At 52.2% G+C, this 12,281-nt stretch carries 11 protein-coding genes; all 11 read right to left on the reverse strand.

All coding sequences use genetic code 11. From position 1 onward, the window contains the following. Positions 1–207: 207 nt before the first annotated feature. A complete protein-coding gene (locus FJM65_RS17955) occupies positions 208–705 on the reverse strand; it encodes a DinB family protein (protein ID WP_140623265.1) in 498 nt (165 codons plus the stop codon). Between the two features lie 277 nt (positions 706–982). Next, positions 983–2,296, reverse strand: coding sequence for a kelch repeat-containing protein (locus FJM65_RS17960; protein ID WP_140623267.1), 1,314 nt, complete (start codon positions 2,294–2,296; stop codon positions 983–985). 618 nt (positions 2,297–2,914) lie between these two features. Further along, a complete protein-coding gene (locus FJM65_RS17965) occupies positions 2,915–3,253 on the reverse strand; it encodes a helix-turn-helix domain-containing protein (RefSeq protein WP_140623269.1) in 339 nt (112 codons plus the stop codon). 164 nt (positions 3,254–3,417) lie between these two features. Further along, a complete protein-coding gene (locus tag FJM65_RS17970) occupies positions 3,418–4,455 on the reverse strand; it encodes a site-specific integrase (RefSeq protein WP_239023007.1) in 1,038 nt (345 codons plus the stop codon). A gap of 22 nt (positions 4,456–4,477) precedes the next feature. After that, positions 4,478–5,044, reverse strand: coding sequence for a helix-turn-helix domain-containing protein (locus tag FJM65_RS17975; RefSeq protein WP_140623271.1), 567 nt, complete (start codon positions 5,042–5,044; stop codon positions 4,478–4,480). 238 nt (positions 5,045–5,282) lie between these two features. Continuing rightward, positions 5,283–6,662 carry a tRNA uridine-5-carboxymethylaminomethyl(34) synthesis GTPase MnmE gene (mnmE, locus tag FJM65_RS17980; protein ID WP_140623273.1) on the reverse strand — a complete coding sequence of 460 codons (1,380 nt, stop codon included), beginning with the start codon at positions 6,660–6,662 and terminating at the stop codon, positions 5,283–5,285. A 78-nt stretch (positions 6,663–6,740) separates the two neighbouring features. Continuing rightward, positions 6,741–7,346 (reverse strand): thioredoxin family protein, encoded by a 606-nt coding sequence (locus tag FJM65_RS17985; RefSeq protein ID WP_140623275.1) that lies wholly within the window; start codon positions 7,344–7,346, stop codon positions 6,741–6,743. Positions 7,347–7,398: 52 nt separating this feature from the next. Further along, the gene (locus FJM65_RS17990; RefSeq protein WP_140623277.1) at positions 7,399–9,282 is read right to left on the reverse strand and encodes an Nramp family divalent metal transporter; all 1,884 of its coding nucleotides are present in this window, start codon (positions 9,280–9,282) and stop codon (positions 7,399–7,401) included. A 29-nt stretch (positions 9,283–9,311) separates the two neighbouring features. Beyond that, positions 9,312–9,971, reverse strand: coding sequence for a metal-dependent transcriptional regulator (locus FJM65_RS17995; protein ID WP_140623278.1), 660 nt, complete (start codon positions 9,969–9,971; stop codon positions 9,312–9,314). An 86-nt stretch (positions 9,972–10,057) separates the two neighbouring features. Next, on the reverse strand, positions 10,058–11,056 hold the full coding sequence (locus tag FJM65_RS18000; RefSeq protein ID WP_140623280.1) for a 3-oxoacyl-ACP synthase III family protein: 999 nt from the start codon (positions 11,054–11,056) through the stop codon (positions 10,058–10,060). Between the two features lie 79 nt (positions 11,057–11,135). Then, positions 11,136–12,272, reverse strand: coding sequence for a glycosyltransferase (locus tag FJM65_RS18005; protein ID WP_140623282.1), 1,137 nt, complete (start codon positions 12,270–12,272; stop codon positions 11,136–11,138). Between the last annotated feature and the right edge of the window lie 9 nt (positions 12,273–12,281).

A 12,281-nucleotide genomic window follows, 5' to 3' on the forward strand; every position in this document is an offset into this window, starting at 1 on the left:
CAAATCATTCTGCACTATTTCAAATAAGGATGGTTTTTATGAGATTCAGGTACAACAAGTGTAACTATTAACAAGGCCGGCTCCTGTTTATGGGAGCCGGCCTTATAAACCCACTTATGTCAAGCAAGTAGCTGAACTGGTATATTGTCTTATGTTTGAAGCAGCAGAGTAGGAGCTGCCGTTTCGAGACAGCTCCTGCGCTGTTGCCTACAAGCCCTGCTCGTCGGCACTTGGACCGTAGCTACCGGGAATAGGAATGTTCAGCAACCGCAGGTATAAGCCAAGCTGCGCCCTGTGATGGATTGTTTGCGCCAGCGCATGGCGGATAGTTTCATACTTCGAAAGGGTCATGTAAACAACAGTATCGTTGCGCAACGTCCAGGGCTCTTCCAGTTGCTCTTCTGTCGCCTGCTCCAAATCTGCTTTGGCCTTTGCCAGGTTTTTCTCGAACAGCGTTAAGAGCTCATCCGTGTTATTTACATTGCCAGGATTGTAAGGGCTGGCAGCAAAGTCGAGCTCATCGGTAGTAACAGCTAAGGTGATCCAGGTGGGCAAGTCAGCAATGTGCAGTGCGAGATCTTTAACAGGCATGCTTTTGGGGTGAGGCCGCCAATCGTATTTATCGTCTGGCACGATGCTTAGCATGTTGCGGGTTTTCTGCCCTTCTTCCTGGATTTCCTTCAGAAGCTTTTCGATTAGTTTCATAGATCTATGCTGTTGATGTAGATAAAGCAATAATACTAAATAAATTAGTGTTTGCCAATAAATTTAGTTTGAAGTATTGTTTTCATTCATTATTTCAGAAATTAAATCTTTAGAGAAGGCTTGTCAAGGGTTGACACTGGCAGAAAGCGCTGTGCAATAGAGCATGGTTCTGCAGCTTTCTGCTGCGGCAGCCTATTGAGGCTTGGGGCTGCCATGCCAATGCTTGCCAGAATAGCAGCATCAGGCGGTTTATAAGACCATCATTGCCTGCCAAGCATCAGTATATCCAAAATTCCTTGAGAGACTGGTAATGAGGGTAGTTCTTACCGGTGCCCACCATGGCCTTCCCACCGACAGCTGCTCCCACGGCGCCGAACGGCTTTGCTCCTGGGTAGTCTGCTATTCTACCCCACGTATTTGTTGAAGGGTCATACTCCCACACGTCATTCAGGCTGACAGTTATCCAGGTGTTGGGGGATGTCGCCTCCCACCCTTCCCCACATGCTATGAATCCTTTCCCGTCCAGTGAATAGCCCACGGCGAATCTTCTTCCCACTCCCCCGAAGTCCGCTTTCTTAGCCCACCTGTCTGTTGCCGGGTCATACTCATAAAACGCTTTGCTGAAGCCTCCTCCGTCCAGCCCGCCAGCCAGCGCATAGCCTTTGTCTGCAATGGAAAATACTACCGGGAACTGTGAGGCAACAGGGAAAGGGGCCTTGGCGGTTAAGGCCATGGCTGCAGGGTCGAACTCCCACAGATCACGGCCTGAAAACAGGTACACCTTCTCATTCACGACAAAGGCTTTGGTGCTCATCGTCTGGTTTGGATTCAGCTCACTAAACGCGGCCACCATTCTCCATGAATCGTCCGAAGGGTCATACTCCCAAAAATCATTGCGTTCAAATGGTGGGCAACCGGCGGATTTGCAGTTCGTGGCGTAGCCCATTGCCACATACCCCTTTCCTTTGATGGTGAACCCTTGTGAAAAAGACCTCGGGCCTCCAGGGAACGCCTTCTTCTGCGTCCAAGTATTGCGCGCCAGGTCGTATTCATAAAAGTCATCCAGGCCCTGCTCTTTGTTATCTTTAGGGCCGCTGCCCAACCCAACATAGAGTTTGTCTCCGATGGCGAAGCAGGTAGCGTTTCTCCTGCCAGGGCCCGGGAAGGCGGCGGCCTGGCGCCACTCCTTTAGCTTGGACTGCTTGGCAGTAACCCGCACCGGTTTGGCCGCAGTTCCCTCGGCCGTCACCTCAATGGTGGCTGCGCGCTCAGCACCGCTGCTGTTAGCCTCTTTGATGATCACATACACTTTTTTATTGCCCTTCCCGCTGAGCGAGCTTGGCTCTAACCAGGAAGCGGAGGCGGGAACGACAGCAAGGGCCCAGTTTCCCTCGTACTGGACCTCAAAAGAGTCAATGCTGCCAATGCTACCGCCCAAGAGAAGGTCTGTTTTCTCGATTTTCACCTGCTCTTGCGTTGTAGGACTTGCCGGCTCCCCCTCCTCGGTACAGGACGAAGCAAGCCACAGGCCCAGCACCAGGACGAAGGCATATTTCACGGATGGTCTCACAAACTGCCATGTTCTTTCCATGGGGGGTAGGATTGTGTTGAAAGTGTTAAAGATATAACAATTAAAAAGCGAGATGGACTATAAAAGTATAATATACCGATATATATAACAAAGTTACATAAGAGTAGCTGTTTTAATTGTTGAACCCGGTGGGAGGTCATAGTGAATTTGTGCCTTTAGACAGCAGGCTTCTTTACCTAAAACAATGCTGCTGGAGTAGGGCGATAGTATGATTCATTGCTTTACAGCATCCCGTAAAGCGGCCTTTTGCTGGGGCAAATCATTCATTGGTCTGAATATGGCTTTAGGAGTTTCCAAACTTCTCATTTAGCCATCTCATAAACGAATTGGGGATTGGATTTATGTGATGTGTAGGAGAGATGGGGGATTAGCAACGCTTACAAGGAATTAGCTATTGGTAGTACTCATATATTGCAGGAGAAAAGCAACCTGCCACAAAGACTATTCAACAACTGCCTTATTTTATGGGAGCAGACCTGAAAGAGGCAGGCTGATAGAAGAGAATCAGAAAATTTTTGGTTGTTAAGTGTCCGATGAGCATACAAAAGCCGCTCCAGTTTTACCTGAAGCGGCTTTTGTAGCCCGTAGGGAAATCGAATAATATACACCTGCAACACTTTATATCCCATATACCCGCTTCCTTCGCCCATACGTTTGTGTTTCTTGTTGTATTTCAGAAACTGTTTTCTTGCGCCCGCCTTTGATCCACTTCTCTAGCTCAGACTTATAAAAGTAGAGGCGATTGCCTTTTTTGTTAACAGGAATTTCCCTGTTGCTTACTTTCAGGTACACTGTACCCACGGAAAGCTTGAGAAACGCTGCCGCCTGCGCGACGGTGAACATTTCCTCCTCCTTCTCCGCAACCTGCCTTTCTAGAAGAAGTTGCTCAATGCGGCTTACCTTGTCATGCAGTTCGCTCACAGCTTGTGGAAGCTTTTCAAACGTTAAATTTTCCATAACTAAATTTTTTAGAAGTGATGAATAAAGCACATTATAGAATGGTGTTAGACAATTAGTCTCCTATCTACCTGCAGGTCTACTCAAGCTTTAGTTTGATGCGGTTAGCCGCTTCCCGCTTGGAACTATCTATAACCTTGACATAGAGCTGCGTTGTTTTTAGTTCACGGTGTCCTAACAGCTTTGAGACGGTGTATGTCCGTTCCGTGTGAAAGCTGCAGTGTGGCATAAGTGTGCCTGAAACAGTGGAACGTGATGTGTTTAGTGATGCCTGCTGCCTTTACCCAGTCCCGTAATAGATTGTTGTTTTGGGAAGAGTACGCTAAATCTGCAAAGACAAGGTCTTGAGGCGTTCCCCTATCGCCTAAAAGAAGCAGGGCCTGTTCCGAGATAGGCAGCACCTCCACTCCCTGTGTTTTCTGCTGCGTGAACCGCAGGTAAAATCCTTCGGCCTGGCTTTGCTGCACTTCGCTCCATAGAAGCTTTTTAATGTCTGAAAAGCGGAGGCCGGTAAGGGCAGAGAAAAGAGCAGCCCGCTTCAGTACGGGCAAGGGACAATCCGTGCTGTATAAGGCTTGCAGCTCTTCCTGTGTGAGGAACTCGCGCTTTGTCTCCGCTGCTTTGATGGAGGAAATTTTAGCGTTCAGGTCTGTTTTCAGGAGGTCCTCTTTATAGGCTTGTTTGAGTATCGCCCTAAATTTATTGAAATAGGAGAGGGCGGTATTGCGGGATATTTTTACCTTTCTTTTGCTCCGCCGGCCATTGGCGTGGAGTAGGAAGTCTTTGTACTCGTTGCAGGCAGTAACAGTCAGATCGTAGAGCTTTACCCCTTCAGAGAAGAAGCCCTGCAGGTAAAGCAGAGAACTCTGCCAGATTTGTCTGTTAGAACCATGGCGCCTGGCTACTTCTTTCTTATAAAAGTCGAGCAGTGTCGTGTTTTGTTTTATTCTGGAGAGGAAGCCGAACCGTAGGTTCTGGATGTCCAGCTGCCGCTGTGCCCGGATATTTTCAGCCAAAGCGAGTGTTTCCTTGTTGTGGTGCCTGTCCAGCTGCGATTTTGGTTTTTCAAACAGATAAAGGCCCAGAAACTCCCGACGCGTCAGCTTCCCGGTATCGGGGTGGGGGATGGGGGGATAAAAGTCCAAGTAAAGGGTCAGTCTTTCCTTGGAGATGGGTTTATGGCGTAAGGTTACTTTTGTCATAACTCGGGGCGTTTTTCTTATCTCACAAAATGGGGCCTAATAGGACGTCAATTTCTTTTTTGGGAACAAAGACGTGAATGCCTCGCCTGTACTGGGGGATGCTTTGGCGTCTGATAAGCTCATAAAGTGCCTTTTCCGAAATCCTGTACCGTTGCTGCACCTGCTTCAGGGTATAGCAAGCCTCCTGGTCAAACGGGGGAGGGGTAGGCTGTTCAGGTATTGGCGTTGTAGGGGTAAGCTGAAACAGTTTATCTATGTCAGAGCGTTTGACGATGGTTTTGCGGTCGGACAACTGAACGGCAGGCAGGACATTGCTTTTGATGAGGTTATATACTGTCTGTCTGCTGCAGTTGATGAGGAGGGCGGTATCTCGGATAGTCAGGAACTCTTTTGCCTTGATCTCCTCCACGGGTTTGTTCCGCATACGGTCGGTCTCCCGGTTACTGGCTTCCACCTTCGATGCCTTTTTTCTGGCTTTGTAAGCCCGCTTGGCGCAATTGTCGCCGCAGTACTGGGTGACGGTGGTCCGGGCAGTGAACTCTTGCCCGCATTGCTGGCATATACGCTGGATTCTGATGTTTGAACTCATTGCTTTTAAGTGCAGATAGAGTTAATTAAGTATCGTTAGAGTTAAATAAGTCAAATAATCTCCCCCGTTTTCAGTACTGAGGTACAAATACTGATATTTAGGTACAGTCGAGGTACAACAATAATATGAATTTAAGAATAATGCTTTTGATTGTCAAAAAGATGTGGATACAAAAAAGCCTGATTATCAGGAATAATCAGGCTTTTGGTCTAATGTGTTATTGACTTATTTTGTGACTCTATTTGCCGATGCAGAACTTCGTAAAAATATTATCCAGCAAGTCATCTGTGGTGATCTCCCCTGTGATCTCGCCCAGGCTGTAAAGTGCCCTGCGGATATCGGCCGCTACCAGGTCACCGCTCATACCCAAGCCTATGCCGTTAAGCACATCATCCAGGGCCGAGTAGGTTTTGTTCAGGCTGTCTACGTGGCGCAGGTTGGTGACGATGGTTTGGCTTTGCGTATTCAGTTTCCCCAGGTTAACCTTCTCTACCAAAGCCTGTTTCAAGGCATCCAGGTTGGCACCCTCAGCCGCTGAAATCTGCACCAGCCCATCTATACTTGCAAAAGCATCTAACTTCGCAGCGGATGCCTGGTCTATCTTGTTGGCAACGGCTACCAGCGGCAATTTCTGGGGGTTCAGCCTGTCCAGTTCTGCCTGCACCTCCGCGGCGGTTACCTCCGTAATGTCAAACAGGTAAATGATAAGCGAGGACTGGCTGAGCTTCTGCATGGTGCGCTCCACGCCAATGGCCTCTACCTTGTCTGTCGTTTCGCGGAGACCCGCCGTGTCGATAAAGCGGAAGGTGATGCCTTCCATGTTAATCTCATCCTCTATAAAGTCGCGCGTGGTGCCCGGAACGTCCGAAACAATGGCTTTCTCTTCGTTCAGCAGCTTGTTTAGCAAAGTGGATTTACCTGCATTGGGTTTGCCCACAATCACAGTCGGTACGCCGTTCTTGATCACGTTGCCCAGCTCAAACGACTTCAGCAGTTCGCGGATTATACTTTGGATGTTGCCTATGAGTGTGCGCAGCTGGTCCCGGTCAGCAAACTCCACATCCTCTTCGCCAAAATCCAGTTCCAGTTCTATCATAGAGGCAAAGTGCACCAGCTCGGCGCGCAGGCGCTTTATCTCCTGCGAAAAGCCGCCGCGCATCTGCTTCATGGCCACCTCATGCGAGAGGGCAGAGTCGGAAGAGATAAGATCTGCAACGGCCTCGGCCTGCGCCAGGTCGAACTGCCCGTTCAGGAAAGCGCGCTTTGTAAACTCTCCCGCGTTGGCCAAGCGAGCACCCTTTTGGAGGAGCAGCTTCACGATCTGCTGTACAATAAAATCGGAGCCGTGGCACGAAATCTCCACCACGTTTTCCTTGGTGTAGGAGTGCGGCGCCACAAACAGTGACACCAACACTTCGTCCAGCACCTTGCCTTCGTCGCGTATGGTGCCGAAGTGGATCGTGTGGCTGGCCTGGCTGGCAAGGTCTTTACCTTTAAACACACTGTTAGTGATGTTAATGGCCTCCGGACCGGAAAGCCTGATCACGGCAATGGCACCCACGCCGGGGGCAGTGGCTACTGCTACAATTGTGTCGTTCGTATGGAAATGGTTCGTCAAAGCAGGTAATAGTTAATGGCACTGCAAAGGTAGGGGTTTATTCAGTATAAGCATCCTTGCTTATACCTTGGGAGGTGGCTACAGGCTTTTTTCATACTCCTGAAAGCTCATCTGCTTGTGGTGGTTCTCCCCGAAATAACGCAGAATCTTAGAGAAGTTATCTGCATCCAGGTAGCCGGGAACAGGAGCCAGCATGTTCATCTGCTCGTCCAGGTATACGGTGGTCGGAAAGCTCAACTGCCCCTGCAGCAGGGCCACCGCCAGCTCATGCGAGCGGTACTCGTCTTTATAGGTAAATGTCTGGCCTTTCAGCGTGATGGGTTCTTTTCCTTCGGCATTAAGCTTTACAGCGTAAAAGTGCTCCTTCACAAGCTCCCTTACCTTCGGGTCCGTAAAGGTTTCCTTGTCCATTTTCTTGCACCAGCCGCACCAGTCTGTATACACGTCTATGACCACCTTGCGGGGCTCTTGCTCCATGCGTGCCGCGGCTTCCTCTATCGTCAGCCATTCAATTCTATCAGCCTCTTTAGCTGGTGCCGGAGTATTTGCTGCAGTGGGCGCCTGGGCTACAGCGGCTGTCTCAGTGGTGCTGTTGGAAGCGGCAGGTGCGGTGCTTTTGTTGCAGCCGGCCAGCAAAAAGGCAAGACCAAGTATGGCTAGGTATGTTTTTCCAGGGTTTTTCATGCTATAGTATACTTTTAGCCAAAACGCGCTAGTGTGCCCGTATAGTTCAGTGCTATACGATCAGCATCGGGATCTTGACGGCGTGGCGCACAGCATTGATGGTGGTGCCCAGGATAAGGTCCTTCATGATCCGGTGCCCATGGGAGCCCATTACCAGCAGGTCTGCCTCAAAAGTATGCACAATTTTAGGGATGTGCTGTTTCGGGCTGCCAAAGCCCAGTTGGGCCGTTACGTTATAGCCGCGGCTGCGCAAGTCGTTGGCGTAGCGCTGCAGGTTGTCCCAGTCCGAGGTGGTTTCCATGTCCTTTATCTCCTGGCCCAGTACCAGCGCGCCAGCTGTTTCCACGATGTGGATGAGCAGGTACTCGGCAGCAGGGGTGCCGATGGCAATGGCGCTGTCGAGCACGCGCTTATCTGTGTCAGAGAAATCCACGGTGATGGCAATCTTTTTGTAAACGGGCTTTTGCGCGGGCTCATAGGCAACAGGCTTATGGTGCCCGGTAGCTGTAAGAGAGCGGGTCGAAGAGCCGGCAATCAGTGGCTGAAACGTGATGTAAAGCAGCAGCAAACCGCAGGCCACCGCCACAGGCACCACCAACAGCCAGATCAGCACAGGGTTTTCGCTTACCTGTAGCCACTCTGCGATCTGGTCCACCACCAGTTTGGCGTTCAGCACCACAATGGTAGAGGCGATAAGCCAGGCAGCGGTTTTAAGCCAGGGGCCGATAGCAAACTCGCCCATGCGCGCTTTGTTGCTCACAAAGTGAATCAGGGGAATCACGGCAAAGCCCAGTTGTAAGCTCAGCACCACCTGGCTCAGCACCAGCAGCTCACCTGTCTCATCTTCCCCAAAGTATAAAATAACGAACAGGGCAGGGCCCACGGCCAGCAGGCGCGTGATCATGCGGCGAAGCCAGGGCTGAATGCGCAGGTTCAGGTAGCCTTCCATCACGATCTGCCCAGCCAGCGTGCCGGTAAGCGTGGAGCTTTGGCCGGCGGCAATCAGGGCGACGGCAAACAGGATAGGGGCCCACTGCGTGCCCAGCAGCGGAGCGAGAAACTTATGCGCGTCCTGTATCTCGGTGACGGTATGGATGCCGTTGCGGTAAAAGGCCGCGGCGGCAAGTATAAGTATGGCCGCGTTAACGAACAAAGCCAGGTTCAGGGCCACGGCCGAGTCCACGAAGTTATACTTGATGGCGCGCCAGATGCCCTGTGGCGTGCGCTCTATCTTCCGCGACTGCACCAGGGAAGAGTGCAGGTACAGGTTGTGCGGCATTACGGTGGCCCCGATGATACCGATGGCAATGTAAAGGGCATCGTTGTTCGGGATGGAAGGGACAAAGCCGGCCACCAACTCGCCCACGTCCGGTTTGGCAAACACCATCTCCAGCACAAAGGCCACACCAATAATCGACACCAGCGCCAGCACAAAAGCCTCCATTTTGCGCATCCCTTTGTTGATCAGGAAAAGCAGCAGGAAGGTGTCCAGCACGGTGAGGCTGACGCCCCAAACCAGCGGCATGCCAAAAAGCAGCTGCAGGCCAATGGCCATACCCAACACTTCAGCCAGGTCGCAGGCGGCAATGGCAATCTCGGCCAGCACATACAGCGGAATGTTGATAAATGCCGGATAACTCTCGCGGGAGGCCTGGGCCAGGTCTTTGCCGCGCACCACGCCCAAGCGGGCGCTCAGGCTTTGCAGCAGGATAGCCATCAGGTTCGACATGAGCAGCACCCACACCAGCTTATAGCCAAACTGGCTGCCGCCGGCAATGTCGGTGGCCCAGTTGCCGGGATCCATGTAGCCCACGCTCACCATGTAGGCCGGGCCCAGGAATGCGAACAGCCGTCTCCAGAAGCTGGTGGATTTGGTGGTGTCGATAGAGGCGTGTACCTCTTCGAGGGATTTGCCGGAGTACGTTTCCTGTAGCATAGTCGGATGCAGTATAAAGGTGGTAAGAGTTAGGCGGAAAGGTAGATGTTGCGGCATACCTCACTGGACAGGAGCAGCTGCTTTTCGCCGTTCAGCTCTACTTCCAGCGAGTTATCGTAGGGGATTTTATCTTTTACCCGAATATGAGCGCCCAGGCCGATGCCCAGTTTATCGAGGTACTGCAGAAAGAGCGGCTGCGAGTCGCTCACGCCCACCACCTTGCCTTCGCTGCCTGTTTCCAGCTCGCCTAGCAGCTGCTGCTTTTTCAGCTTCATTTCCCCGTCTTCCGTTGGAATCGGGTCGCCGTGCGGGTCAAACCTGGGGTAGCCCAGGTACTCATCCAGGCGGTTGGTGAGCAGGCTGGAGGAGATGTGCTCCAACTCCTCGGCCACCTCGTGCACCTCATCCCAGTTAAATTTTAGCTTTTCTACGAGAAAGGTTTCCCAAAGGCGGTGCTTGCGGATGATCTGCAGCGCCACGCGCTCGCCCTGGGGTGTCAGCGAAACGCCTTTATACTTTACATAGTTAACAATGTCCTTTGAGCTCAGCTTCCGGAGCATATCGGTCACCGAGGCCGCTTTGGTCTCCAGCACTTCGGCGATGGCATTGGTGCTAACTTCCTGCGTGCCGTTGGCCGAAAGCTTGAAAATAGCTTTAATGTAGTTCTCCTCTGTGTAGCTGTGTGACACTTTGTTTTAATTTTGAATGAGCGAATGAGTGAATGTGTGAGTAATGTAATTCGCTCATGCACACATTCACTCACTCAAAACTGTATTTACCAGCGGATAAGCGCCGAGGCCCAGGTAAAGCCGCTGCCAAAGGCTGCCAGGCACACCAGGTCGCCTTCTTTAATACGGCCTTCCTCATAGGCTTCGCTCAGGGCGATGGGCACGGAGGCTGCCGTCGTGTTGCCATACTTCTGGATGTTGCTCATCACCTTCTCTGCCGGCAAGCCCATCTTCTGCTGGATAAAGGAGGTAATGCGCAGGTTAGCCTGGTGCGGCACCAGCAGGTCGATGTCCTGCGGGGTATAGCCGTTCTTGCGCAGGGCCTCCTCAATCACCTCCGGGAAACGGGTAACGGCATGCTTGAACACCATGTTTCCGTTCATGTATGGATAAACGCTGCCATCATCGATCATTTCGTGCGTCAGGCGCTCTTTTTTGTTGCTGTTAGGGGCCGTTACGGCCAGTTCTTCGGCAAACTCGCCGTCGGCATGCAGGTGCGTAGACAGGATGCCTTTGTCATTGCTTTCAGAAGGGGTCAGTACCACGGCACCGGCGCCGTCACCAAAAATAACCGATACGCCGCGGCCGCGGGTTGTAAAGTCCAGGCCGGTAGAGTGGATCTCAGACCCTACCACCAGCACGTTGTTATACATGCCTGTCTTGATGAACTGGTCACCCACAGAGAGGGCATAGATAAAGCCGGAGCACTGGTTGCGCACGTCCAGCGCCGGAATCTCCTTCAGGCCCAGCTCCCGCTGCAACAGCACGCCCGAGCCAGGGAAAACATAGTCAGGGCTTAGGGTGGCAAATACAATAAAATCGATGTCCTTGGGCTCCAGGCCAGCCATCTGGATGGCTTTGCGGGCAGCGGCGGCTCCCATATTGGCCGTGGTGTCTACGCCTTCCTGAAAATAGCGGCGCTCCACAATGCCTGTCCGTTCCCGAATCCACTCGTCCGAAGTGTCCATCAGCTTTTCCAGGTCCTTGTTCGTTACCACGTTTTCCGGCACGTAGTGGCCTACACCTGCAATTTTAGAGTTACGCATACTATTCGTGTTGTATTTAGTGACAAATATAATGACTAATTTTTAATTTAGGGTTATCTAAAAATATATTTAAATGTTCTTAATGGCTGTCGATGATCTTGCTGATCACTCCTAAAAGCTTTTTTTCCTCTGTTTCCCAGTACACGTCCTGCGGCACGCCTGAAGTATAAAATAGCCCCTGCTGTATACGTGCCAGCAGTTCTAAGGGGCTAACCTGCCGGAAATCTATCGCCAGACCTGCCCCGGCAGCTACGACCACGTTCTGCCACAGCGGGTTTTCGGGCACCAGCACGGGCAGGGCGTAGGCCATGTACTCGTATAGTTTGGTGGGCATGCAGCGCTCGGTGCTGGGGTTGGGGCGGTACGGCAGCAGGCCCAGGTTACAGGCTTGTATGTGCTGCAGTATCTGTTGGTGCGGCACCAGCCTGTCGCCGCCGATGAGCGTGATGTAGCTTTTACCCTGCAGGCGCTGCTGCAGCTTTTGCAGGGTCTGGCGGTGCGCGCAGTAGCCAATGATGGTGAGCGTAGTAGACGGTGCCAGGTCATGCAGGGCCTCCGCCAGGTCCACCGCCTCAAACACCCCGTACAGCTCGGCGATGGTGCCGGAGTAGAGCAGGCGCAGCGGCGCATTGCCTAAGCCTACCGGGGTAGCGGGCAAGGTATAGTTTGCCGCAGGTTTATACTTGTTGCCGATCACGGTGAAGCACCCTGGCCTCAGAAACGGCAGCTCCTGCGCATAACTTTCCTCGGCCAGCAGAAAATGTGCTACAGCCGGCGATGCCCTTTGCTCTGTGCTCCCTACCCAGCGGGCCAGCAGCTGCCGGAGCAGGGGCGGGTAGTGCCGCTGCGAGGTCAGGTTCAACGTATAATTTTCCTGTACATCGTACACCAGCTTTGCGCCATACTGGCGGCAATAGCGCAGGCTGGCTTGCAGCAGCTCGTGCGTGCAGGCAATGACCAGGTCCGGCTTTAGCGTGTGCAGCAGGCGCTCATACTTCTGCTGTGCCAAAAACCGGCCGGCGCTCAGGCGGCTGAAGCGAAAGATGGGGTGAAAGTGCAGGTTAGCGGGACTTGCCTCAGGCAGCGGCGCTTGAAAACCAGCCAGGTGAACCTGGGTTTCTGGCAGCTTGCACAACGACAGGCCCAGCTTTTCATACATACGGGTGTCGTTCAAGGGCTTTAGCAGCGAGGCAAGCAGGATTCTGGTTTCAGACATCCATCAAAA

The sequence above is a fragment of the Pontibacter mangrovi genome, assembly GCF_006385705.1.
Taxonomy (GTDB): Bacteria; Bacteroidota; Bacteroidia; order Cytophagales; family Hymenobacteraceae; genus Pontibacter; species Pontibacter mangrovi.